At 69.2% G+C, this 23187-nt stretch carries 22 protein-coding genes, 1 tRNA gene and 1 pseudogene; 19 read left to right on the top strand and 5 right to left on the bottom strand.

Annotated features, from left to right (window positions below; translation table 11 throughout):
- Position 1 precedes the first annotated feature (1 nt).
- The 4 genes from NS3_RS14060 to ppnP all read left to right on the top strand — a co-directional run bounded on the left by NS3_RS14060 (position 2) and on the right by ppnP (position 4247).
- Entirely contained in the window at positions 2 to 658 is a 657-nt protein-coding gene (locus NS3_RS14060; RefSeq protein WP_245649602.1) for a potassium-transporting ATPase subunit C, read from the top strand.
- Between the two features lie 10 nt (positions 659 to 668).
- On the top strand, positions 669 to 3176 hold the full coding sequence (locus NS3_RS14055; protein ID WP_067859546.1) for a DUF4118 domain-containing protein: 2508 nt from the start codon (positions 669 to 671) through the stop codon (positions 3174 to 3176).
- Positions 3173 to 3853 (top strand): response regulator, encoded by a 681-nt coding sequence (locus NS3_RS14050; protein WP_067859417.1) that lies wholly within the window; start codon positions 3173 to 3175, stop codon positions 3851 to 3853. Before NS3_RS14055 ends, NS3_RS14050 begins: the two co-directional genes overlap by 4 nt.
- A gap of 82 nt (positions 3854 to 3935) precedes the next feature.
- Positions 3936 to 4247 (top strand): pyrimidine/purine nucleoside phosphorylase, encoded by a 312-nt coding sequence (gene ppnP, locus NS3_RS14045; protein ID WP_067859415.1) that lies wholly within the window; start codon positions 3936 to 3938, stop codon positions 4245 to 4247.
- Here the strand turns inward: ppnP and NS3_RS14040 are convergent.
- On the bottom strand, positions 4238 to 5638 hold the full coding sequence (locus NS3_RS14040) for a WS/DGAT/MGAT family O-acyltransferase (protein WP_067859412.1): 1401 nt from the start codon (positions 5636 to 5638) through the stop codon (positions 4238 to 4240). The two genes, ppnP and NS3_RS14040, sit on opposite strands and share 10 nt — an antisense overlap.
- A gap of 24 nt (positions 5639 to 5662) precedes the next feature.
- Complete coding sequence (locus tag NS3_RS14035; protein ID WP_245649611.1) at positions 5663 to 6211, bottom strand: glycine-rich domain-containing protein; 549 nt, start codon at positions 6209 to 6211, stop codon at positions 5663 to 5665.
- Between the two features lie 998 nt (positions 6212 to 7209).
- Between NS3_RS14035 and NS3_RS14030 the strand changes: the two genes are divergently transcribed.
- From NS3_RS14030 to NS3_RS13990, 9 genes and pseudogenes are all read left to right on the top strand, one after another.
- A tRNA-Ile gene (locus tag NS3_RS14030) sits at positions 7210 to 7283 on the top strand.
- 330 nt (positions 7284 to 7613) lie between these two features.
- Complete coding sequence (locus NS3_RS14025; protein ID WP_067859406.1) at positions 7614 to 7850, top strand: hypothetical protein; 237 nt, start codon at positions 7614 to 7616, stop codon at positions 7848 to 7850.
- Positions 7851 to 8073: 223 nt separating this feature from the next.
- Positions 8074 to 8442, top strand: a complete 369-nt coding sequence (locus NS3_RS14020) for a VOC family protein (protein WP_067859403.1) — start codon at positions 8074 to 8076, stop codon at positions 8440 to 8442.
- A 166-nt stretch (positions 8443 to 8608) separates the two neighbouring features.
- On the top strand, positions 8609 to 9799 hold the full coding sequence (locus tag NS3_RS14015; RefSeq protein ID WP_067859400.1) for a phospholipase D-like domain-containing protein: 1191 nt from the start codon (positions 8609 to 8611) through the stop codon (positions 9797 to 9799).
- Positions 9800 to 10008: 209 nt separating this feature from the next.
- The gene (locus NS3_RS14010) at positions 10009 to 10704 is read left to right on the top strand and encodes a type 1 glutamine amidotransferase domain-containing protein (RefSeq protein ID WP_067859397.1); all 696 of its coding nucleotides are present in this window, start codon (positions 10009 to 10011) and stop codon (positions 10702 to 10704) included.
- Between the two features lie 288 nt (positions 10705 to 10992).
- A complete protein-coding gene (locus NS3_RS14005; RefSeq protein ID WP_067859393.1) occupies positions 10993 to 11664 on the top strand; it encodes an MspA family porin in 672 nt (223 codons plus the stop codon).
- 90 nt (positions 11665 to 11754) lie between these two features.
- Positions 11755 to 12423, top strand: coding sequence for an MspA family porin (locus NS3_RS14000; RefSeq protein ID WP_067859390.1), 669 nt, complete (start codon positions 11755 to 11757; stop codon positions 12421 to 12423).
- A gap of 119 nt (positions 12424 to 12542) precedes the next feature.
- Positions 12543 to 12989, top strand: coding sequence for a MarR family winged helix-turn-helix transcriptional regulator (locus NS3_RS13995; protein WP_067859387.1), 447 nt, complete (start codon positions 12543 to 12545; stop codon positions 12987 to 12989).
- A 123-nt stretch (positions 12990 to 13112) separates the two neighbouring features.
- Positions 13113 to 13313, top strand: a pseudogene (locus NS3_RS13990) (VWA domain-containing protein); the annotation flags it as partial.
- Here NS3_RS13990 and NS3_RS13985 read toward each other — a convergent pair.
- A complete protein-coding gene (locus NS3_RS13985; protein WP_084495491.1) occupies positions 13303 to 13596 on the bottom strand; it encodes a hypothetical protein in 294 nt (97 codons plus the stop codon). The pseudogene NS3_RS13990 and the gene NS3_RS13985 sit on opposite strands and share 11 nt — an antisense overlap.
- Positions 13597 to 13795: 199 nt before the next feature.
- Between NS3_RS13985 and NS3_RS13980 the strand changes: the two genes are divergently transcribed.
- The gene (locus NS3_RS13980) at positions 13796 to 14089 is read left to right on the top strand and encodes a hypothetical protein (protein WP_067859377.1); all 294 of its coding nucleotides are present in this window, start codon (positions 13796 to 13798) and stop codon (positions 14087 to 14089) included.
- A gap of 49 nt (positions 14090 to 14138) precedes the next feature.
- Positions 14139 to 14867: a TetR/AcrR family transcriptional regulator gene (locus tag NS3_RS13975; RefSeq protein WP_067859373.1), complete on the top strand. Its 729-nt coding sequence runs from the start codon at positions 14139 to 14141 to the stop codon at positions 14865 to 14867.
- Between the two features lie 22 nt (positions 14868 to 14889).
- Here NS3_RS13975 and NS3_RS29095 read toward each other — a convergent pair whose 3' ends face one another.
- Positions 14890 to 17169 carry a TerD family protein gene (locus tag NS3_RS29095; RefSeq protein ID WP_067859370.1) on the bottom strand — a complete coding sequence of 760 codons (2280 nt, stop codon included), beginning with the start codon at positions 17167 to 17169 and terminating at the stop codon, positions 14890 to 14892.
- Between the two features lie 185 nt (positions 17170 to 17354).
- On the opposite strand from NS3_RS29095, the gene NS3_RS13965 reads away from it, so the two are divergent.
- Positions 17355 to 17846: a hypothetical protein gene (locus NS3_RS13965; protein ID WP_067859537.1), complete on the top strand. Its 492-nt coding sequence runs from the start codon at positions 17355 to 17357 to the stop codon at positions 17844 to 17846.
- Here the strand turns inward: NS3_RS13965 and pabB are convergent.
- Positions 17791 to 19989, bottom strand: coding sequence for an aminodeoxychorismate synthase component I (gene pabB, locus NS3_RS13960; protein ID WP_067859367.1), 2199 nt, complete (start codon positions 19987 to 19989; stop codon positions 17791 to 17793). The genes NS3_RS13965 and pabB overlap by 56 nt on opposite strands.
- A gap of 80 nt (positions 19990 to 20069) precedes the next feature.
- On the opposite strand from pabB, the gene NS3_RS13955 reads away from it, so the two are divergent.
- The 3 genes from NS3_RS13955 (at position 20070) to NS3_RS13945 (ending at position 23156) form a co-directional block, all read left to right on the top strand.
- Complete coding sequence (locus tag NS3_RS13955; RefSeq protein WP_084495489.1) at positions 20070 to 21134, top strand: phosphotransferase family protein; 1065 nt, start codon at positions 20070 to 20072, stop codon at positions 21132 to 21134.
- Positions 21135 to 21223: 89 nt separating this feature from the next.
- Entirely contained in the window at positions 21224 to 21859 is a 636-nt protein-coding gene (locus NS3_RS13950) for a DinB family protein (RefSeq protein ID WP_067859360.1), read from the top strand.
- 166 nt (positions 21860 to 22025) lie between these two features.
- A complete protein-coding gene (locus NS3_RS13945; RefSeq protein ID WP_067859358.1) occupies positions 22026 to 23156 on the top strand; it encodes an NDMA-dependent alcohol dehydrogenase in 1131 nt (376 codons plus the stop codon).
- Positions 23157 to 23187 lie beyond the last annotated feature (31 nt).

Here is a 23187-nt window from a genome sequence, read left to right as displayed (position 1 = left end):
CATGCGGACAGGCACGGTGATGAAGGATCTGGCCAGGCAGACCCGGGCGGGTCTGGTGGTGTTGCTACTGCTGACGGCGGTGGTCGGCGCGGCGTATCCGGCGGCGGTGTGGGCGGTCTCGCGCCTGGACACCGACTCCGCCGAGGGCTCGCCGCTCACCGACAGTCGCGGCTGCGTGATCGGCAGCGCACTGGTCGGCGTCGATCCGGCGGTCCGGGAGGGCAGGCCCGATCCGTTCTTCCACCAGCGACTGACCGGCTCGGTGGCCGACGACGACGCCTTCGCCCCCGGCGACCCGGCCGCCGCACTGCCCTCCCACCAGGGGCCGAGCAGCGAACTGCTGGCCGATTGGATCGAGCAGCGTCGCGCCGTCGTCGCCGCGCGTGAGGGCGTGTCCACGGACCGGGTTCCGGTGGACGCCGTCACCGGCTCGGGGTCGGGTGTCGACCCGCACATCTCACCCGCCTACGCCGCCCTGCAGGTGCCGCGCGTGGCACGGGTGACCGGGCTCGGCGAGCGGCGAGTGCGTGAGCTCGTCGCCGAGCACACGGCGGGCAGGCAGGCCGGTTTCCTGGGCGAAGAGCGCGTCGAGGTCCCCGCCCTGAACGCGGCCCTCGGCCTCACCGCTCCCGCCTGCGACCGCGGCCAGGGTGGATGATGGCCTGGTGATCAGCACTACCGGGGAGGCGTCGGCACCGCGGCGCGGCCGGCTGAGGATCTACCTCGGCGCCGCGCCCGGTGCGGGCAAGACCTACGCCATGCTCGGTGAGGCGCACCGCCGTCTGGCCCGCGGCGGTGACGTGGTGGTTGCGATCGTGAACACCCACGGCAGGCCACGCACCGACGACCAACTCGCCGGGCTCGAGATCGTGCCGCCGCGTCGCTTCACCTACCGCGGCGCGAACTTCGACGAACTCGACCTCGACGCCGTGCTGGCCCGCGGACCGGCCGTCGCCCTGGTCGACGAACTCGCCCACAGCAACGTCCCCGGCAGCAGGCACGCCAAACGCTGGCAGGACGTGGAGGAACTGCTCGCGGCGGGCATCGACGTGCTGTCCACCGTCAACATCCAGCACCTCGAATCGCTCGTCGACGTGGTCGAACAGATCACCGGGGTGGTGCAGCGCGAGAAGATTCCCGACGCCGTCGTACGCCGGGCCGACCAGATCGAACTCGTCGACATCACCCCGCAGGCATTGCGCCGCCGTCTCGCCCACGGCAACGTCTACGCCCCGGACAAGGTCGACGCCGCACTGAGCAACTACTTCCGCGAGGGCAACCTCACCGCCCTGCGCGAGATGGCTCTGCTGTGGCTTGCCGACCAGGTGGACCTGGCGTTGGCGAAGTACCGCGGCGAACACGCCATCACCGACACCTGGGAAGCGCGCGAACGGGTCGTGGTCGCGGTGACCGGCGGCCCCGAATCGGAGACACTGGTGCGCCGCGGCAGCCGCATCGCGGCCAAGGCGGGCGCGGAACTGCTGGTGGTGCACGTGGTGCGCGGCGACGGCCTGGCCGCGCCAGAGCTGGGCAAGGTGCGCGACCTCGCCGCCGGTCTCGGCTCGAGCCTGCACACGGTCGTCGGCGACGACGTGCCCGCCACCCTGCTCGACTTCGCCCGGCAGGTGAACGCCACCCAGCTCGTCCTCGGCACCTCGCGGCGCTCCCGGTGGGCGCGAATGCTCGACGAGGGCATCGGCGCGGCCGTGGTGCGCCGCTCCGGTCGCATCGACGTGCACATGGTCACCCACGAGCACAGCGTGCGGGGGCCGCGACCAGCCCTGCTCGGCCGCCGCGAACGCCGGATCGCGGCCTGGGTCGCCGCCGTCGTCATCCCCTGCGTGGCAACGGGTGTCATGGCCGTCGTCGACCACCTCACCGGCACCGCCGGCCTGACCGCCCTGTTCTTCGTCGTGGTGCTCGCCGTGGCGCTGTTCGGCGGCGTCGGCCCCGCGATCATGGCAGCCCTGTTCTCCGGCCTGCTGCTGAACTACTTCTTCACAGAACCGCGCTACAGCCTCACCATCGCCGAACCCGCCAACTTCGTCACCACGGTCGTCCTGCTCGTGGTGGCGGTCGCGGTGGCGGCACTGGTCGACGCCGCCGCCGCGCGCACCCGCGAGGCACGCCTCGCCACGCGCGAAGCCGAACTGCTCACCGTGTTCGCCGAAGCGATCCTGCGCGGCGCGGATGTCCCCGCCCTGCTCGAGAAGGTTCGCGAGACCTACGGCCAGCGCGGCGTGAGCCTGGTGCGCGAGAACGGCGACGGTACCGAGGTGCTCGGCACGGCCGGATCGACGCCGCCGCTCACCGTCGAGTCCGCCGCCACCGTAGGCGAACTCGACAGCAGCCCCTACGCCCTGCTGCTCACCGGCCCCCGGCTGCGGCCTCGCGACCGGCGTATTCTCACCGCCGTCGCCGGTCAGGCCGCCGCGCTCGTGCGGGAGAACGAACTCGCCGCCGAAGCCGCCCACGCCCGCGACCTCACCGAGAAGGACCGGCTGCGCAGACTGCTGCTCTCCGCGGTCGGCCACGATCTGCGCACACCGCTGGCCGCGGTCAAGGTCGCCGCATCGAGCCTGCGCAGCGCCGATGTCACCTTCTCCCAGCAGGACACCGCCGAACTGCTCGCCACCATCGAGGAATCCACCGATCAGCTCACCCGGCTGGTGTCGAACCTGCTCGACTCCTCGCGGCTGGCCGCGGGCGTGGTCACCCCCGACCGGCGCCCGGTCTATGTCGACGAGATCGCCCAGTCCGCCGTGCTCACCCTCACCGACACCGCCTGCCGGGACCGCATCGAACTCGACGCCGACGACACCCTCGTCACCGCCGACGGCGCACTCCTCGAACGCGTCCTGGCCAACCTGCTCGACAACGCCCTCCGCTACGCCCCGACCGGCCGGATCCGCGTGTGCGCCACCACCTCCGGCGAGCGCACCGTCATCACCGTCGCCGACCACGGCCCCGGCCTCGGCGACGACGGCGGCAGTGAGGACGTCTTCGCCGCCTTCCCCCGCTCCGGTGACCAGCGCACCGGGGGAGCGGGCCTGGGTCTCACCGTCGCCCGCGGCTTCGTCGAGGCGATGGGCGGCACCCTGACCGCCGCCGAGACTCCCGGCGGAGGTGTCACGATGGTGATCGATCTGCCCGCGCCGGATGGAGCCCGACGATGACCCGCATCCTCGTCGTCGACGACGAACCCCAGATGTTGCGCGCCCTGCGCATCAATCTCACCGCGCGCGGCTACGAGGTCGTCACCGCCGCCGACGGCCGCACCGCTCTGCGCGTCGCCGCCCAGCAGCACCCCGATGTCATCGTGCTCGACCTCGGTCTGCCCGACATCGACGGCATCGAAGTACTCGCCGGCCTGCACGGCTGGTGCACGGCGCCGGTCATCGTGCTCTCCGCCCGCACCGACGCCGCCGACAAGATCGCCGCACTCGATACCGGCGCCGACGACTACGTCACCAAGCCGTTCGGGATGGAGGAATTCCTCGCCCGCATCCGCGCCGCCGTCCGGCGCGCGGCCGCCGCACCCGAATTATCCGAACCCCGTGTCGTGACCGACGCGTTCGTCGTGGACCTGGTGGCCAAGAAGGTCACCCGCGACGGCGTCGACGTGCATCTGACCCCGACCGAATGGGGGATGCTGGCCATGCTGGTCCGCAACCAGGGCAAGCTCGTCACCCAGCGGGAACTGCTCACCGAGGTCTGGGGCCCCGCCTATGTCGAGCAGACCCACTATCTGCGGGTCTATCTGACGCAGCTGCGCCACAAGCTCGAACCCGAACCCTCCCGGCCGCGCTACCTCCTCACCGAGGCGGGCCGCGGTTACCGGTTCGAGCCGTGAGGTCCGCCGACCTGTGAGCCCGGTCGCAGCCCGCCCTCCAGTACGCTGCGAATCCCCGGTTCGGTGAGCAGAAAGAAGGCGCATGTCGAAGTTCGAGAATGTCAGCGTCGCGAAGAAGGCCAATGTCTACTTCGACGGCAAGTGCGTCAGTTACAGCCTCGAGCTGCCCGACGGCACGTCCAAGTCCGTGGGCGTCATCCAGCCCGCGAGCCTGACTTTCTCCACCGCGGCCCCCGAGGTCATGGAACTCGTCGCGGGTAGCTGCCGGGTGACGCTCGCGGGCGAGACCGACCCGGTCACCTACAGTGGCGGCCAGTCCTTCAGCGTGCCGGGAGACAGCTCCTTCCAGATCGAGGTGCTCGAGACCCTGCACTACGTCTGCCACTACGGCTGAGTCCCGCCCGACGCCTCGCGCAACCGCCGCACCGCCTCCGGAATCGCCTTCGCCAGCGCGTCCACGTCCGGCACCAGCTCCCGGCAGGCGATCAACCCGAAATCGAGGCGTCCGTTGATCGACAGCGCCGTGATGGTCAGCCCCGCGCCGTGGAACACCGGCCCGAACGGGAACATGCTCACCATCTTCACGCCGAGGAAATACAGCGGCATCGGCGGTCCCGGCACGTTGGAGACGACGAGGTTGTGCACGACCGGGTGATGTTCGGCCAGCTCGAGCGACGAGTACAGCCGCATCGCGAGCCGGAAGGTGTTCGGCGGCACGTACTTCGCCCAGTCCTGCAGGAAATCGGAACCGATCAGCTCGTGCTCGTCCTTGGCGTCCTTGTTCGCCTCGGCGACCGCGGCCAGCCGCTCGACAGGATCGGCGATATCGGTGCCCAGCGCGCAGAACAGCGAGGAGACCTTGTTCGTGCCCTCCGTATGCCTGGTCGATTCGTGCACCGAGACCGGGACCGCGGCCAGCAACGAGCGATCCGGCAGCGCGTCGTGGGCGATCAGGTACTCGCGCAGCGCGTCACCCACCACGGCGAGCACCACATCGTTGACCTTCACCCCGAACGCGTCCTTGATCTCCCGGACGATGTCCAGATCGACCTCGGTGAACGCCACCGCCCGATGCGGGGTGATGGTCTTGTTGAACGGCGTGCGCGGCGCTGTCAGCGGCACCGCCATGCCGGACTCGTGGTGGCGCCGCCTGCGTGCGAACCCGGCCAGCATCCCCAGCGTCTTCGGCACCATGCCCAGCACGCCCACCCGTGCGGGAAGTCGCACCACGGCCTCGGTCATCAGCCGCAGGTCGCCCGGCTCGGCATCGGCGCGCGGGCGGGGCGGCGGCTCGGATTTCCGGACGCCCGGCTCCAGGTCGCACAGGTGCATCAGCATGTCGGCGCCGGTGATCCCGTCGACGGCGGCGTGATGGTACTTCGCGATCACCGCGATCTTGTCGCCGTCGACGCCCTCCACCACCCGCATCTGCCACAGCGGCTTGTTGCGGTCCATCGGGGTGCCGGCGATATCGCCGACCAGGTCGGCCAGTTCCTTGCGCCCGCCGGGTTGCGGCAGCCCGTAGCGGCGGATGTGGTAGTCGAGATCGAATTCCGCGTCCTGCACCCACAACGGATGATCGAGGTTCAACGGCACCGGCCGTAGCCGCCTGCGCATCTGCGGCACATGCGCGATGCGGCGACCCAGTTCGGCCTTGAAGGAGTCGAACGAGTAGGCGCAGCCCTCGGCCGTCGGGTCGAGAATGATCAGCGCGCACACGTGCAGATGCTGCGTCCGCGTCTCGAGGTACAGGAAACTGGCGTCCAATCCGGTCAGACGTTCCATAGCGTCATGCTACTGGAACGAGTTCTAATTCTGGGGCTCGGCTTTCCGGTCCGCGTCGGTTCCGGATGACGCCATCTGGTGAATCTCGGCCTCGATCGCCGCGACCCGCTCCGGCGGGATGCCCCAGGGATGCTCCACCCCGACCGCGCGGTCCAGATCCCACAGCACGCACCGCTCGCCCGGCCGTGCCACCATCGACCAGGCGACCACCGTCCGCCCCAGTTGCTCGGCCATCGTTCCGTGCGAGACGCCGGTCGGCGCCCCGCCGCCGTCCGGATAGTGGTGCAGGAACCGTCCATAGGCCTTGTCGCAGAATTCCGCGTACCGCTGCGTGCACAGGATCAGTCCGTGCCATGCCTCGTCGACCGCGTGCGAGGGCATGCCGATCACCTGACCGTCGCGCATGGCCGCGCCGCAGCAGCGCAACCACTGGCGAAGCCCCGATTCCACCAGTTCCCGCGGCTGCCACGGGCAGGTTTTGAACACCGCCTCGGGCAGTTCGAGCTCGGCCACCGCCTGCTCGACATCACGCAGATCGATCGGAGCGGCCTGCCGGGCCCGAAAGGGGAAAATCCGCACGATTCACTGTACGGCTCGACGCCGCTACGATTCATCGATGACAGTGGCCGTGATCCTGTTGATCCTCATTCTCGTTCTCCTCATCGGCGGCGGAATCGCCGCGTTCGTCGTAGGAATGATCAATTCGATCAACGGGCAACTCCCACCACCTCCGTACGGCAGCGGCGGCGGATATGACCCCTCGCTGTGGTCGGCCGCCGACGCGAGCGGAGGAGGCGACCATCATCACCGCGACGATTACGCGGGCGGCTGCGGCGCGGGGTCCGGTGGCGAGGGGTGTTCGGGAGGGTCGCGTTGTTCCGGTGGTTCGAGCAGTTGTGGTGGTGGCAGTAGTTGCGGCGGGGGGAGTAGCTGCGGTGGTGGTGGCGGTGGTTGCGGCGGCGGCTCGTGACCAGCCGAAACGTCGACATTCGTCGGCGATACAGCTGAGATCGGCTCGGTCTGTGCCCCAATGGTTTTAAAGCTGTTCAAGTTTCAACCAGGTGTAAACTGTGACTTGACCCGCATCACAGCGCTCTTCGACGTGAGTGAGGTTATGGTCTCTGCGTGCAAATCCTGATCGTTGTCGGCGTAGTCGCCGTTGTCCTCGCGCTCGTAGTCGCCGTCGTCCAATTCGCCAGCCGCCCCCCGAGAGACCGGAGTCGTTACAGTGCCGCAGCTTCCCGCGCAGGCGGAGCCTGGGGCGACAGCACCGACCGACCCTGACGAAGTACCCCGCCGGAACGCGCATTTCCCGCCGCCCGCTCCTTCCGAGCAGTGAGCGGCAATCCGGAATCTCTCTCCGCGCAATGTTTCCCGGCAACACCGCCGGACAGGCTCCCAGGCGACATACTCGCCGCCATCCCTCGCACCGAGCGCGTACGTCAATGCCGCCGTACGCCATTCCCTGTGCCCCGCGTCCCGGCTCCCACCCGTATCCGGTCCGGTGGCCGACTGGTGCCCGCCGCGCCGCAGCCGGTACCATCCAGACGCCGCGGTCGCGCCGCGGAAGCGGGGCGGTAGCTCAGTCGGTTAGAGCCGTGGACTCATAATCCATTGGTCGCGGGTTCGAGCCCCGCCCGCCCCACAGATTGTCGTTCACCACCGGTTTCATGGAGCGTCGAGCCGCGGCGTCGCTGTGATCGTCGACCCTTCGGTGGTCAGCGCGGCGCCCTTGGCGATCACAGCGCGAGTGCGCCGTGGTTGTCCCGTGTCGTCGTGGCCGCCGATACTGCCGCGCCGCCGCTTGCCCGTCCATGAGCGGGTCCGCACCTGCCACGGCGGCGTCCGGCGCGGGTGACTCGCGTCCGGCCGCTGACCGGCGACGACTGGACATTCCGGCCGTTTGCCCGAATGCTGTTTGTGCGCCGAAGAATCGGCGGAGAACTCTTGGTAGCGATCCGAAGGAGCAAGGTCGATGACGATTCGTCGCCACCGGACCAGGGTCACGGCAGTCACGCTCGGCTTCGCGCTCGCCGCGACGGTGGGTGTCTCCGCGTGCAGCAAGACCGAGCGTTGGTGTGAACTCGATCGGGGCGATGTGCTCGTCGAGAACTACCACTGTGAGAACAATGAGCCGGGCTACGAGTGGGAGCCCGACCACGACAAGCCGAAGTCGAAGAAGAAGCCGATCAAGACGTCGAAGAAGCACTGAAGAGCCGAGAACCCGATGCCGAGGTAGCCGACTCGCTCGAAGGGCGTCCATCGCACCGATCACTGAGAAACGCCGAGGGCTGTGGTCGGGAGCGCGGCGATGGCATCCCGCCGACGATCCGACAGCTGTAAGCGTTTCCTGCCGCAGCGGCCGGGTACGTCCGCGACGATCGGCGAGGCGACGACGCGCGTCGAGTCCGTCCACTCCGAAGGAGAGCGCGACCATGGCCGCTGCAGGTGTCGAAGGACTGCGGACGATCGTCTTGGACTGTCCTGACCCTCGGAAGCTGGCCGAGTTCTACGCGGCACTGCTCGGTGGCGAGATCCTGGAAGAGGAGAGCGACGGGACCTGGGTCGCCCTGCTGGACCCGCAGGGCAGACGGCTGGCCTGCCAGCTCGCGCCGGAGTACAAGCCACCCGAGTTCCCCGATCCACAGGCTTCACAGCAGATCCACCTGGACATCCTTGTGCGTGACATCGAGATCGCCGAGCCCGCCGTCCTGGCCTTGGGGGCCACACTCGTACAGCAGCACGAGACCTTCCGGGTATACCGGGATCCGGTAGGGCACACCTTCTGCCTGGAGTGGCAATAGGGGTGCCGACCAGCGGCCGGAGGGGATCGGCGCGGGGTGGTGCGGGCCACAACGGGCGGGCGCCGGCGTACTCGGCCTTCGTCCGGCCTCTACAGTGTGCGCACGAGCGTTCACGGCCCTGTTCGGGGTGCTGTGATCGTCTTACGCGCCACCAGAGGAGCCACCCATGCCGGAGACTGTCAACCGACCCGATGCGGGGGCCCGGGAGCCGGCGGTGCGGCTGCGCAGGCGGCTGGAGCGGCTGATCGGGATCGCGGCGTCGGAGGGCAACGCGCTGGTCGCGCTGCGCAACGGCGACGAGATCTTCCCGGCCATGCTGGAGAGCATCGCGGGCGCCGAGCACACCGTCGACATGATGACGTTCGTCTACTGGCAGGGCGAGATCGCCCGGCAGTTCGCCTACGCGCTGGCCGAGCGGGCCAGGGCGGGGGTGCGGGTGCGGCTGTTGCTGGACGGGTTCGGCAGCAGGCTGATCGAGAAGGATCTGCTGGAGCTCATGGACGAGGCCGGGGTGCGGATCGCCTGGTTCCGCAAGCCCGCCTATGTCTCCCCGTTCAAGCAGAATCATCGCTGCCATCGCAAGGTGCTGGTGGTGGACGAGGAGGTCGCCTACACCGGCGGTGTCGGCATCGCTCAGGAGTGGTGCGGCGATGCCCGCGACGAGACCGAGTGGCGCGACACTCACGTGCAGGTGCGCGGACCAGCGGTCGACGGAATCGCGGCGGCGTTCGCCCAGGGCTGGGCGGAGTGCCACGACGAACTCTTCGACGACCGGGATCGCTTCATCGAGCACACGCCGCAAGGCGACGCCGTGGTCCAGGTGGTGCGCGGCTCGGCCAGTGTGGGCTGGCAGGACATGCAGACCTTGCTGCGCGTGGTGATCGAGTCCGCGCAGCAGCGGCTGCGGCTGGCGACCGCGTATTTCGCACCCGACGCGTTCTTCATCGACCTGCTGTGCGCGGCCGCGCGCCGCGGGGTCGAGGTGGAGATCCTGTTGCCCGGGCCGCACACCGACCAGCGGGTCTGCCAGCTCGCGGGCCAGCACTTCTACGAGGAGTTGCTGGCCTGCGGCGTGCGCATCTACCAGTACCAGCCGACCATGATGCACGCGAAGATCATCACCGTGGACGGTGACGCCGCCCTGGTCGGTTCGACGAATTTCAACCGCCGCTCACTCGATCACGACGAAGAGGTCATGCTCGCCGTGCTCGACGAGCAGTTCACCGCCACCCTCGACGGACACTTCGACGAGGACATCGAGTCGTCGGTACTGATCGAGGCGGGGCGCTGGCAGCGGCGTTCGGCGCTGCAACGCGCCAGGGAGTTCGCCGTGCGGCCCATTCGCCGCTTCCTCTGAATCGGCCATCGCTCGGCTGGAGAGACCATCGCGCGGTCGATCCCGCCGACGCGCAGCCGAATTCGCCTGCCGCGCGCAGTCCAGGCATGTCTCACGGTGGTGGCCGGCCAGGTGAGCTTCGTCGAGGGCCGGCCGGGCCCGCATGAATGTCGCCGCGCCGGATATGCCTCCAGGGATCCGATGAATTTTCCAACCCCGCAGGAGGCGCAATGTCGAAGATTCTGTTCTTGATGTCGGCGGCCGATCACTGGACGCTCGCCGATGGTACGAAGCATCCGACCGGCTATTGGGCCGAGGAATTCACCTCGCCCTATGAGGTGTTCACCGCGGCGGGGCATGAGGTTGTGGTGGCGACACCGGGTGCGGTGGCGCCGACCGTGGACGAGAGCAGTTTGGCCGAGGATGCCAACGGCGGCCCGGAAGCGGTGCGACGAATTCGCCAGGTGCTGGATGCGGCGGAACCGTTGCGGCATCCGCGCGCGGTCGCGCGGGTCGATCTCGGCGAGTTCGCCGCGGTATTCGTTCCCGGCGGTCACGGGCCGATGGAAGATCTGGCCGTCGACGCGGAATCGGGCAGGCTGCTCGAGGATGCGCTGGCCGCCGGAATGCCTGTCGGCGTGGTCTGTCACGGGCCTGCCGCACTTCTCGCCACGGGGATGGGCGACGGCGGGTCGCCGTTCGCGGGCTACCGCGTGACCGCGTTCTCCAATGCCGAGGAGGCGCAGGCGGGATTGGCGGATCGGGCGCCGTGGCTGCTCCAGGATCGGCTGGTGGGGATGGGCCTGGACTATCGGGAGGGTGCGCCGTGGGAGGCGCATGTCGAGGTCGATCGCACCTTGTACACGGGGCAGAATCCGGCCTCCGCACGGCCGCTGGCAGAGAAAATGCTCGCTACCGTGCAGTAGTTCGGTTGCCGTGACCGCCGTCGCCGTATTTGCGGTGGCGGCGGTCTTTTCTGCGCGGATAACAGAACAGTGACAGCGAATTCCCAGCTCGCACAGGGTATTCACCGTCGACCGTTATCGAACGGAGATATTCTGGTCATATTCCGGCCTGGAAGCGTTCACCAGGTAGTCGGACGTCCATTCACTTAGTGGACAGCAGAGGCGGCGAAACTCTGGAGCGGCCTCGCGAGGGGTATTTTCTACCGCCCCTGGACTGGGGCAGACCGCTTGAACCTGATGAGGGGAAGTATGAGCAACAACCGCACCAGTGGGTTGCGCGGTGGTCGCGTCGTCGGCATCGGCGCCGCCGCCACCATCGCCGTCGGCCTGTTCTCGGCCGGCGCTGCCAATGCTGACACGTTCGTGCCGCTGCCCGACGGCGAGAAGCTGGGACCCGGCGTCACCATCACCCGTACCGGTGAGCATGCCGTCATCTCGCCGTCGCTGGCCGCCAACGGCGCGGGCCGCGTGGCCTGGGTGTCGGGTAACGCCACCGCCGATGTGACCGTCACCCCCGAGGGTGAAGAGGGCCCGAACAACGGTCCGGCCAACGCGCCCGGCACCAACAACTCCTCGACGCACGGCGTTTCGCAGCTGAACACCGGCTACATCGTCGGCTGCCAGGTCGCCATCGGCGACGACGCGATCGCGGCCGGTCTGTCCGGCGGCATCGACCTCGAGGGTGGCTCCCTCGGCGGCTCGATCGGCCTGGAGCTGGGCCCCGGCGACGTGAAGTTCGTCCAGATCGAGCACAAGAACATCCCCGAACCGGGCGTCTACTCGGTCGAGTACCAGGACTACGAGATCCAGATCCAGGGTTGCGCGGGCTACGCCCAGGCGCGTTCCTACACCGTGGTCGAGATCATCGGCGACCACTACTCGAAGACCACCCTCTACGGGGCGCCGTTCAGCATCGGCTGATTCCGGGTCCGCTGCACACACCAGTCACAGCTGCCGCACGCAATGGGCGCAGCTGAGGAAGAACTCGATCCCGGAGGGGATGCACCAAACATGAAGATCCGTAAGAACTCCATGCGGGCGGCCGGCGTTGTCGCCGCGGCGTCCGTCGCGTTCGGCATGCTGTCCGCGGGTGCGGCCAACGCCGACACCTTCGTCCCGCTGCCCGGCGGCGAGATCACCAAGACCCTGTCCGACGGCACCGTGGTGACCGTTCGCCTCGTCGGCGAGTCGGCCACCATCAGCCCGTCGATGGGTTCCACCCCGGTCCACCGCAACGCGTGGGTCTCCGGCAGCGCGCAGGTCGAGCTGTCCGGCGGCGAGAAGATCGGCGGCGCCATCTACCCCGGTTACGTGGTGGGTTGCCAGGTCAACATCGACGGCGGTGGCGTCGAGGGCGGCATCGAGGGTGGCGTCGAGTGGGAAGACGGCGCGGGTAGCCTCGGCGCCGAGTCCGGCGGCGAGCTGACCCTCGGCCCCGGCCAGGCCAAGTCCTTCTACATCCTCGACCTCGAGGAAGCCGACGACTACGGCAACGAGGATCACGCCAAGCGCAACAAGTTCAAGGGCAACAGCGGCTCGGTCACCTGGGCCGACTCGACCATCGGCCTGTCCGGCTGCGCTGGCTACGCCCAGGCGCGCGCGTTCGTGCGCGTGAAGGTCGAGACCGACAACGTGATCTCCTCGGTCACGCTGTGGGGCCAGCCGTTCAGCATCGGCTGATCGACGCACCGACCGAAACAGGTTCTGCGACAGCGGGTCCGGCGATTACGCCGGACCCGCTGTCGTGTGTCGGGAGTACGCGCGTAGCCGGAGGTTCGCCCGTGGGTGAGACTGGAGCCGTGACAACGCCGCCCGAGCGCCCTCAGCCGCCCGTCCTCAGTGCCTCCATCGTGGCGCTCTCGCTCGCCCGCCGGGTCGAGGGCGAGCTCAACGCCGCTCTGGCCGGACTCGATCTCACCGTCCGCAGACTCGGGCTGCTCGGCCACATCGACCAGATGCCCGGCGTCTCCTTCAGCGAGCTGGCCCGGATGGCGGGGGTGAGTGTGCAGAGCGTGCACGCCACGATGAAGTCGCTGACCGCCGCGGGGCTGGTGCGCGACCACACCGCCAAGCCGGGCGCCGCCTCGACCATCGAGCTGACCGCGGATGGCCGCAGGCTGCTGGACGAGGCGCAGGACGTGCTCGCCGAAGTCGACGAGCGACTGTTCGGAGCGAAGTCGAACGCGGCGGGACGCAAGCTCGGCGCCGCCCTGCGCAAGTCCTTCGAGTTCGGCGGAATCGGCTGAATCTCACCTGTCGAGACGGCGTTCCGCGGAGTTGCCGCCTCGCCGGGGCAGAAGGGTCCGCCCGCAGTCGACGGGGTGATGGTGTCGGCGCGCCGATGCGGCCGTGGCTGTCTCGGCGCTGCTGGTGACCTCGTGGACAACGCCGGATTCTTCGCGCTCGACGACATCGACACGGTCGATGACGCGCGGCTGTACGCGCGTGTGCTGGGCGAGTTCCCGGAATGGTTGCGAGCGGCGGAGACGGCAGGGATGGTGCGTCGAGATCGTGCGGCGAGGAGGGCCGGCCGAGCGGTGACTCGGCCGACGTCCGAACTCAGCCGATGACGGCGTTCATGATGGTGCCCGCGCTCGTGGCGACGGCGCCGCCGATCATCGCGCCCGCCACCATCTTCGGCGACTCCAGACCGCCGCCGGACCACTTCTCCCAGGCGAAACGGCCACCCGCGTAGATGATGGCGCAGATGCCTGCCAGGAGGACGAACCAGGTGAGATACCGCACGAGTTGCAGGATCTTGTCGGACATGGGCGGGGCCTCAGGCGTCGGGTTACCGATCTGAGCCAGGGTGTCGAGTACTGCTGCGGTGTCGAGTGCTGCGGCCAGAATCATCGTCGTGCTACTCATTCCGGGTTCGGGACAAGGAGAATCGCTCTAGGAATGGTATCCGGTATTCCCCTGCGGCGCAGTCACCTGTCCGTACGTGCCGCCATCCTTGCGGGATGGTCGCCGGGTCGCGATCATGGTGGGGGCGCCGGACACGGAAGTCGTTGCGCCGGAATCGGTACTGCTGCAACGCGAGGTGTGAACAGTGAGCATCATCCTGATGGCTGTGGGGGACACGATGTCGACGTTGGCGCAGGTCGGCAACCCGACACCGGAGGCGCCTCCGCTCTCGGACAAGATCCTGCAGTTCGTCCGCTACGCGACCTGGTTCGCGATCCTGTCCGGCATCCTCAGCATCATCTACGCGGGCGGGCGCTTCGCCTGGGAGAAGTGGTCCGGCAGCGGCCTGCAGTCGCCGAAGATGGTGGCCGGCGCGATGATCGGCGGCGCCGTCGCCACGAGCGCGGGCACCATCATGAACGCGGTGATCGGGGCATGATCGGCTGATCCGCCCCGTGCGGGCACGCGATGGGTTTGAATCGACTGCTATGAGCGAGTCGAAGCCGCGCGGTCGCGCCCCCGTGGTGGCCGAGGCCGATATCCGCAGGCAGGCGCGCGGCCTGCTCGCCGACCACGGGCCCGACGCGGTCAGCCTGCGCGCCATCGCCCGCGCGCTCGGCATCACCGCACCCGCGCTGTACCGGTACTACGACTCACGCGACGACCTGCTCGCCGCACTGCGCTCGGAATGCTGCGACGAGCTGGCCGCGGAGTTGTCCGCACAGGTCGACGCGCTGGCCGAGGACAACGGGCTGGTCCAGTTCTTCGCCATCTGCCGGGGATTCCGGCGCTGGGCGCTGGCCAACACCCAGGAGTTCACCCTGGTGTTCGCCTCGCCGGGCGCGGTCTCCGGTTCGGTGTCGCAGCGGTTCACCGAGCCGTTCGGCCGGATCTTCCTCGCGGCGGCGGGCCGGCTGCTGACCTCCTACGAGATCACCACACCCGCCACCGACGTCATCCCGCCCGCCCTGCGCGAGGATCTGCTGGACTTCCGCACCGAGTTGCTGGTGGCGCTGTCGGAGTCGGGGCAGAAGTTCCCGGCCGAGAAGCTCGATCTCGGCGTGACCTACCTGATGACCCAGATCTGGGCGCGGCTGTACGGGCACGTCACCCTCGAGGTGTTCGGCAACTATCCGCTGCCGCTGTCGGACCCGGAGGTCATGTTCGACGCGGTGCTCGCCGACCTGGCGCGCTCCTGGGGACTGACGCAGGACTGAGCGCCCGCTGCTTCGGGCATCCTCAGATCCGGGCGCCCTTGCGCCGGTTGCAGGCCCGGCACAGGATCTGCAGGTTCGTCGTACTGGTGGCCCCACCCCGGCTCAACGGGATGATGTGGTCGAACTCGAGATAATGCCCGCTGCCGCATTCCACGCACCGGCCGCCGTCGCGCTGCCAGACCTCGGCCTTGACCTCCTGGGAGATGCTGCGCGAATCCAACTGCCCTGGCGTGAGAACCAGGCGCTTGGCCACCCGCAGGGCGCCCTCCAGCGCCGCGGTCACGTAGTCGGGGTCGTCGACCTCGAAAGTGGCCCCGCCGCGCGCAGATGTCGCCGCGACCATCACCGCGCCGCCGTCGTTCTGCACGGAAACCACGCGCGACCAGGGCAACTCGACACCCGCGCCCGCGCCGACGAAGCGGAGCTTCTTGTTGCTGGCGATCAATCTGCCCTCGGTGCGCCTCGGTCCGCGCGCCAGTGCCCTGACCTGGGTGGCGGGCAGATCCAGATGCACTTTCTCCTCGGAGTCCAGGTGCAGGTCGGGCGTGCGGATCAGCGGCAGATCGCCCTCCCGCAACCGGCACAGCAACCGGCCTCGATGCACACGCCTGCGGAGATCCTCCACCAGCGGTCCCCCCAGGCGCAGTTCCGCCAGGGCGTGTTCGAACAGGTCGAACTCGTCCTGCTGGATCTCGCCGTCGGCGAAGGCGAAGGTGACCATGCGCTCGACATAGCTGAGCCCGAGATCGCGCAGGGCCGCGCGGCCGCGGTTCTCGTCGATGCGCTGGTAGCGCAGTGACGCCCAGAGGTGCTCCCACGGTTCGCCTATCGGTCCGGACGTGGTGAGCACGCGCCAGGCGCTGCTGTGCCAGTGGGTGAGGAACTCCTCGATCTCGACCTCGCAGGCCGCGCACGGGGAGAGACCGCCGAAGAATTTGCGGCGGCGCGGGGAACCGCAGCGCGGGCAGTCGCGCGGGTCGTCGTGGGTGCGCAGGTAGCTGTCGGAAGTCCAGCGAGCGCCGTCCCACCAGCGCATGCGGGCGGGTTCGGTGGGATCGGGGTGCCAGTCGGCGCGGGCCGGGTCCGGCGGGGGTGGCGGCGGAGCGGGATCGGCGCGGTGACGGGTCAAGTCGACCGGGCGTGCGGACGGGAGCGGCGCCGGGCCGGGGAAGGCGGCGGGAACGGCGTCGATACGAGCCAGCGGGAGAGTGTCGGCGCGGCCGGAACGCGCGACGGCGGCGAGCGCCGGGTCGGTGGGCGGGTCGTCGGGGCCCAGCGGGGATCGTGGTGCGGAGTCCTCGGATGCCGCACCGTGCTCGGGGATGCGGCCCGGTGACGGATCGCCGGACTGCCCGGACAACGGGAGGCGGCGGGTCGGGAACGGGGCTCCGGTCGGGCGGTGCAGCGAGGGGGCCCGGTCGGGCGGCGAGGTGGCGGAGGACTCCGTCCGTGAGACGGCGTCGGCCGCTTCGGGGAGGCGTGAGTCCGGCTCGATCGGGTCGGCGAGGTCCTCGGCCCCAGTGGGTGCGTGCGTTGCTCGCGCGTCCTCGGCGGTGGAGGCGCGTTCGCGAGCCTCGTCGAGACGGGAGCCGGCGGCGAACTCACCCGCGGCCGCGGCGGCGCGGGCTGCGGATGTGTACCCTGCCGTGGCCCGGCCGATGTGCCGGTCCGGTTCGGCTCGGCCGGCACGGCGGTCGGACTCGCCGCCGCGGGCGGCGGGTCGACCCGAATCGGGGTTCCGGCCGGTACGCGGATCCGGCTCGGCGGTCCGGCCCGCGCGACGGTCGGATCGAGCGGCGCGACCGCGAGCGAAGGGGTCGGCGCTGCGGGTGGTACCGGTGCGTCGGCCGGGATCGTCGACGGTGACGCCGAATTCGGTGACCATGCCGGACAGGCCGGTGTGCCAGCCTTGGCCGATCGCGCGGAAGCGCCAGAGACCGTCGCGGCGGTAGAACTCGCCGAACATCATGGCCGTGACGCGCTCGTGGTCGTCGATCTCGAAGCGGGCGATCGGGCCCTCGGCGGCGTGGACGGTGACGGTGAGCCCGGTGATGTCGGCGAAGCTGCCTTCGTCGAGCGAGCCGCCGATCACGATCCGATCCACATCGCGTTGGGTGCGCGGCAGGGAGACGCTGAGGCGGGCGGTGCCGGGGGCGGGTTCCTGATCGAGGGTCACCGCCTGGGAGATGTGCCGGGGGGCGTTGTAGAACACCAGATCTCGGTCCGTTCCGACCATGCCCGACTCGTCCAGCAACAGCGCGTGCGCGTCGACGGCATGCTCGGTCTGCCATGAAATGACCACGGCTAGAAGAGATGTCGGTACCGGTGCGTTAGCGCCCTTGCTGAGTTCCATCGTGCTGGCATCCTGCCACGCCCCTCCGACACGCCGAGCGTGCCGGTCTCGCGCGGCAGCGGCGGCGGGCGACACAGAGCGGGTGTCCGGGGAAATCCGGCGGGTGTCGGCCGAGGTCGGGCACAGTGGAGGACATGACAAGCCCGAAGGGGAAGGGTCGCGGCAAGCCGGGAGACGGTCCGGCGAGGCCGAGCGTGCCACGGGTGCCCGGTCCGGCCGAGGTCATCGCGGCCGCGCAGGCGGCTGCCGCGGCGGCCCAGGCGGCGGCCGGGCAGGCGCTGGAATCCGCGCAGGCCACCGCCGGGCACGCCTTCGACGCGGCCGTGCGGCTGCCCCCCGCTTCGGCGCAACTGGCCGCCCAGCTGCCCGACCTGGTGGACAGCCTCACCCAAGCGATCGACCGGCTCAACACCACCATCGACCGGCTCGACCGCACACTCGCGCTCGCCGATCCCGCTTTCGCCGCTTACGACCGGCTGCTGCCGCGGCTGGAAGCGATGGTCGCCCTGGGCGAGGACGTGCTGGGCGCGCTGGCGCGCCTGCCCGGCGTCTCCTCGCTGCTCGGCCGGGTCACCGGGGCGCGACGCGAGGAGGAACCGCCCGCTCCGCCGAAGCGGCGGCGCTGATCATGTCCCGCGCGGTGGCCGCACGGTAGGTGGCGGCCGCTTTGAGCAGCATTTCGTGGTATTCACCGGCTGGGTCGGAATCGAGCACGATCGCCCCGCCCGCCCCGATCCGCCAGCGCCCGTCGTGGCGGACGGCCGTGCGGATGACGATATTGAGATCGGCGGCGCCGTCGAGTCCGAGGAAGCCGATGGTGCCGGAGTAGACGCCGCGCGCCTCGGTCTCGAGTTCGTCGAGGATCTCCATGGTGCGCAGTTTCGGCGCGCCGGTCATGGAGCCGCCGGGAAAGCAGGCGCGTACGCAATCGATCACGTCGACGTCCGGGCGCAATGTGCCGCGCACCGTCGAAACGAGTTGGTGCAGAGTCGAATAGGTCTCGACCGTCATGAGTTCGGGCACATGAACGCTGCCGATGCGGCACACGCGGCCGAGATCGTTGCGCAGCAGGTCGACGATCATCAGGTTCTCGGCGCGCGTCTTGGGGTCGGCGGCCAGTTCCCGGCGCAGCCGATCGTCGTCGGCGGGAGTCGCGCCGCGCGGGGCGGTGCCTTTGATCGGCTTGCTCTCCACCGTCCGGTCCCGGCCGACCTTGAGGAATCGTTCGGGGGAGGAGCAGGCGATCTCCACGTCGTCGAACCGCAGATAGGCGGCGTAGGGGGCGGGGTTGCAGCGTCGCAGGGTGCGGTAGAAGTCCAGGCCGGCGATGTCGGCGTCGACGGTCAATCCGTCGGTCAGGCAGATCTCGTAGGACTCGCCCGCGTGCAGGCGCTCGAGGCAGGTGGCGATGTCGGCGAGGTAGCGCTCGCGGCCGCGGGTCAGCAGTCCGGCGACGGTGTCGAGGTCGGCGTCGATGGCCAGCTCGGGCGGATTGGCCCAGGAGGGCAGGGTTTCCAGCACGGCGCGGGTGTCGGCGAGCCAGGACTGCGCGTGGGCGCCGGTCGCGTTCGGGTCGGCGGGATCGCTGAGGGCGAGCAGGTGGGTGCGCCCCGTCACGTGATCGACGGCTACGAGGCGGTCGGCGAAGATCCACTGCGCGTCCGGGGTGGCGGCGCGGTGCGCGTGGCTCGCACCGCAGTCGGCTTTGACCTCGTAGCCGAGGTAGCCGACGTAACCGCAACCGAAATCGAAAGGGAGATCCGGGAGTTCGATCCGCCGCCGCTGACGCAGTTGCGACGACAGATACGTCAGCACATCGCCGGGCACGACGCGCTGCTCCCCGCGGGCTGTCCGGACCCGCACCGCCTTGTCGCCGACGCGGTAGCGCACCACCTCGGCCAGCGGTCCGCTCGCATCGCCGAGGAAGGAGAAGCGGTCGAGACCGGGCTCCACGTGCTCGCTGTCGAGCCAGAACGCGGTCGGGGAATCGGCGTGCAGGCGGACGAAGGCGGCCTCGGTGTCCACGGCGCGGTCGATCACCTCGTGGTGGACCCGCCAACCGGCGCCAACGGCCCGCTGTCCGGGGGAGCCGGCCGTCATCGGAGGTGTGGACACGGCCGGCGGCACGGTGGTGGCCGGTGGCTCGGTGTTCTTCGGCGGCGTGGTCACGCTCGGAGGCATCGTCCGCCGCGATGCCGTGAGGGCGGCGAAATTGCGCAGCAGCGCCGCCCCGTGCTCGCTCTCGATGGACTCGGGGTGGAACTGCACGCCCCACTGTGGCCTGCTCCGGTGCCGCACACCCATGATCACTCCGTCCGGCGTCTGCGCGGTGATCTCCAAGTCCTCCGGCAGCGGGCGCAGGGCGGACAGCGAGTGGTAGCGCACGGCGGTGAAGTCCTGCGGGAGACCGGCGAAGAGGTCGCGCTCGTCATGGGCGATGCGATCGAGGTAGCCGTGCCGGGGGGCGGGCGCGCGATCGACGCGCCCGCCCGCGCCGATCACGATGCCTTGATGCCCGAGGCAGACGCCGAGCAGCGGCTGGGTCGCGGTCGCGATCACCGCCGCCGAGAGACCGACATCGCGGGGGCGGTCGGGTCGTCCGGGGCCGGGGGAGATGACGATGTTGTCGTAGCCGTCCAGGCGCAACTCGGCCGGATCGGTGAACTCGTCGTTGCGCACCACCGTGGGTTCGGTGCCGTTCACCTCGCTGATCAGCTGATACAGGTTATAGGTGAACGAATCGTAGTTATCGATCAACAACGTGCGCATGGTGTGGGCAACCCTACGCCCGGCCACCGACCGGCAACTGTTGTCGGATGCCTTCAGTTCGTCTCGGGCGGTGGTGCACAATGTCATGCATGTCTGTAGCGCAGCCGGTCGAGGTGGATCGTGACGTCGTCGATTTCGCGATCGTCGGGAAGTGGATGGAAGAGCAGGGGCTTCCCGGTGGCGAATTCGAGGAGGTGACTCCGCTGGGCGGTGGAACGCAGAACATCATGCTGCGTTTCGTCCGCGGCGGTCGCACCTATGTCCTGCGGCGCGGCCCCAAGCATCTGCGCCCGAAGAGCAACGAGGTGATCAAGCGCGAAGCCCGCCTGCTCGGCGCGCTGAACGGCACCGACGTCAAGGCGCCCCGGGTGATCGCCGCCGCCCCCGACGAGTCCCTCATCGGCGTGTACTTCTACCTCATGGAACCCATCGAGGGCTTCAACCCGCAGACCGAACTGCCCGCCCTGCACGCCGGTGACGCCGAGATCCGCCGTCGGATGGGTTTGTCGGCTGTGGAGGCCATCGCCCGTCTCGGCTCGGTGGACTACAAGGAGATCGGGCTGGAGAGCTACGGCAAGCCCGAGGGCTTCCTGGAACGTCAGGTGCCGCGCTGGATGGCCGAACTCGAGTCCTACGCGGGCAACGAGGGCTACCCCGGACCGCAGATCCCCGGCATCGAGAAGGTCGGCGAATGGCTCGACCGCAACCGGCCCGCCGAGTGGACCCCCGGCATCCTGCACGGCGACTGCCATCTGGCCAACATCATGTTCAGCTACGACGGCCCGCAGGTCGCCGCCCTGGTCGACTGGGAGATGTCGACGATCGGCGACCCGCTGCTCGACCTCGGCTGGCAGATCGCGACCCGCCCGGAACCCGGCACCACGGGCGCGGCGCTGATCGGCAAGCTCGGCGCGGCGGGCGGACTGCCCACGGCGGCGGAGATGGTCGAGCACTACGGCGAGTTCTCCACCCGCGATCTGAGCGCCGTCGACTGGTACACCGTGCTGGCCTGCTTCAAGCTCGGCATCGTGCTCGAGGGCACGCACGCCCGCGCGTTCGCGGGCAAGGCGCCCAAGCAGACCGGCGACTTCCTGCACGCGATCACTCTCGAACTGTTCGAGCGCGCGCGGCAGCTCATGGCCTGAGTTGCCCACGCCTCGTGGGAGGCGGCATCTCGATGAAGTCCGGCCGGATATGGATGGTGAACCATATCCGGCCGGACTAGTTTCGACCCATGGCGATCGTTCCTGATGTGAAGGACTGGACCTGGGTGCTCGAGCGCCCCTGCCCGGACTGCGGCTACGACGCCGCGACCGTCGACTACGACGCGGTCCCTGCCGCGGCGCGGGCGAGTGCGGATCGGTTGCGCGCGGCGCTCGCCCGTCCCGGCGCGCGGCGACGGCCGCGGCCCGAGGTGTGGTCGCCGACGGAGTACGCGGCACACGTGCGGGACGTGTGCCGCGTCTTTGTGTTCCGCGTCGCGGTGATCACTCGTCGCCCGGCTGTCGATCCCGGACTCCCGGCGTTCGATCCGTGCGTCGACCCCGGTCCCGTCCATGCCGAGAAGCTGTCCGGCGATGGGCATTCCGACGCCGGCCGCCGCGGCGACTCGGTGGATCCGCCGACCTTCGCGAACTGGGATCAGGACGCGACCGCCATCGCCGATCGCTACGGCGAACAGGACCCCGCCGTCGTCGCGGAGGAGCTGGCCGCCGCGGCCGTGGCCGCCGCCGAGGCGTTCGCGTCGGTCCCGCCCGCCGATCGTGGTCTGCAGGCGCGGCGCGGTGACGGATCGACCTTCACGGTGGAGACCCTGGCGCGCTACTTCCTGCACGATCTCGTCCACCACGTCCACGACGTGCGGGGCTGACAATTCGTCCCGGCGGTAGTCGGGAAGACCCACTTCTGGAACGTGTTCGGTCGCTGTTCGTACCCTGGGCAATGATTTTCCTACCCGGCACTAGAACACGTTCCACTTATCTCGTACTGTGGGTGCTGTCACATTGAAGCACTGTGCACGCGAGAGGTCGACTGCAATGAAGACGAAGGGCGCGATCCTGTGGGGGATCGACCAGCCGTGGTCGGTGGAAGAGATCGAGGTCGGCGACCCGGTGGCCGGCGAGGTGAAGATCCGGATGGAAACCGCCGGTATGTGCCATTCGGATCATCACATCGTCACGGGGGCGACGCCCATGCCGGGCTATCCGGTGATGGGCGGTCACGAGGGTGCGGGCGTCATCACCGAGCTCGGCCCGAACGTGCCGTCCGATCTGCAGGTCGGCGATCACGTGATCCTGTCGTTCATCCCGGCCTGCGGCCGCTGTCCGGCGTGTGTGTCGGGCAAGATGGCCCTGTGCGACCTCGGTGCGGGACTGCTGATGGGCCAGGCGATCAGCGACGGCACCTACCGCATCCAGGCGCGCGGTGAGAACGTCATCCCGATGTGCCTGCTGGGCACCTTCGCCCCGTACATGACGGTGCATCACACGTCGGTCGTCAAGATCGACCCCAGCATTCCCTTTGAGGTCGCCTGCCTCGTCGGCTGCGGTGTGCCGACCGGTTTCGGCTCGGCCACCCATGTCGCCAACGTCATGCCCGGCGACACCGTGGTCGTCGCGGGTATCGGCGGCGTGGGCATGAGCGCGCTGCAGGGCGCGGTGCTCTCGGGCGCGTCCAAGATCGTCGCGATCGACCCGGTGCCGTGGAAGCTCGAGCAGGCCCAGAAGTTCGGCGCCACCCACACCTACGCGAGCATGGCCGAGGCCATCGTGCCGCTGATGGAGGCCACCGAGGGGCGCATGGCCGAGAAGGTCATCCTCACCATGGGCGAGATGCACGGCGACTACGTCGAAGAGGGCCTGATCCTCACCGGCAAGGGCGGCACTCTCGTGGTCACCTCGATGGGCCGCATGGACGCCGGTGACGTCAAGATGAACACCTTCCTGCTGTCGATGCTGCAGAAGACGGTGAAGGGCTGCATCTTCGGCGGCGGCAACGCCCGTCAGGACGCTCCGCATCTGCTCTCGCTCTACAAGTCCGGCCAGCTCAATCTCGACGACATGGTCACCCGCAGCTACGCGCTGGAGGAGATCAACCAGGGCTACCAGGACATGCTCGACGGCAAGAACCTGCGCGGCATCATCCGCTACACCGAGAACGACTGGTAGAGCGCGTGGTCGGGCCCGCCCGTCGTCCGGG

It is taken from the genome of Nocardia shimofusensis NBRC 100134, from assembly GCF_001613125.1.
GTDB classification, from domain to species: domain Bacteria; phylum Actinomycetota; class Actinomycetes; order Mycobacteriales; family Mycobacteriaceae; genus Nocardia; species Nocardia shimofusensis.
This window is presented reverse-complemented; position numbering and strand designations above follow the sequence as displayed.

Coding starts and splice junctions, on each gene's coding strand:
- NS3_RS14060 (WP_245649602.1), top strand. CDS start 2: ATGCGGACAGGCACGGTGATGAAGGATCTGGCCAGGCAGACCCGGGCG.
- NS3_RS14050 (WP_067859417.1), top strand. CDS start 3,173: ATGACCCGCATCCTCGTCGTCGACGACGAACCCCAGATGTTGCGCGCC.
- ppnP (WP_067859415.1), top strand. CDS start 3,936: ATGTCGAAGTTCGAGAATGTCAGCGTCGCGAAGAAGGCCAATGTCTAC.
- NS3_RS14040 (WP_067859412.1), bottom strand. CDS start 5,638: ATGGAACGTCTGACCGGATTGGACGCCAGTTTCCTGTACCTCGAGACG.
- NS3_RS14025 (WP_067859406.1), top strand. CDS start 7,614: ATGACGATTCGTCGCCACCGGACCAGGGTCACGGCAGTCACGCTCGGC.
- NS3_RS14020 (WP_067859403.1), top strand. CDS start 8,074: ATGGCCGCTGCAGGTGTCGAAGGACTGCGGACGATCGTCTTGGACTGT.
- NS3_RS14015 (WP_067859400.1), top strand. CDS start 8,609: ATGCCGGAGACTGTCAACCGACCCGATGCGGGGGCCCGGGAGCCGGCG.
- NS3_RS14010 (WP_067859397.1), top strand. CDS start 10,009: ATGTCGAAGATTCTGTTCTTGATGTCGGCGGCCGATCACTGGACGCTC.
- NS3_RS14005 (WP_067859393.1), top strand. CDS start 10,993: ATGAGCAACAACCGCACCAGTGGGTTGCGCGGTGGTCGCGTCGTCGGC.
- NS3_RS14000 (WP_067859390.1), top strand. CDS start 11,755: ATGAAGATCCGTAAGAACTCCATGCGGGCGGCCGGCGTTGTCGCCGCG.
- NS3_RS13985 (WP_084495491.1), bottom strand. CDS start 13,596: ATGATTCTGGCCGCAGCACTCGACACCGCAGCAGTACTCGACACCCTG.
- NS3_RS13975 (WP_067859373.1), top strand. CDS start 14,139: ATGAGCGAGTCGAAGCCGCGCGGTCGCGCCCCCGTGGTGGCCGAGGCC.
- NS3_RS13965 (WP_067859537.1), top strand. CDS start 17,355: ATGACAAGCCCGAAGGGGAAGGGTCGCGGCAAGCCGGGAGACGGTCCG.
- pabB (WP_067859367.1), bottom strand. CDS start 19,989: ATGCGCACGTTGTTGATCGATAACTACGATTCGTTCACCTATAACCTG.
- NS3_RS13955 (WP_084495489.1), top strand. CDS start 20,070: ATGTCATGCATGTCTGTAGCGCAGCCGGTCGAGGTGGATCGTGACGTC.
- NS3_RS13950 (WP_067859360.1), top strand. CDS start 21,224: ATGGCGATCGTTCCTGATGTGAAGGACTGGACCTGGGTGCTCGAGCGC.
- NS3_RS13945 (WP_067859358.1), top strand. CDS start 22,026: ATGAAGACGAAGGGCGCGATCCTGTGGGGGATCGACCAGCCGTGGTCG.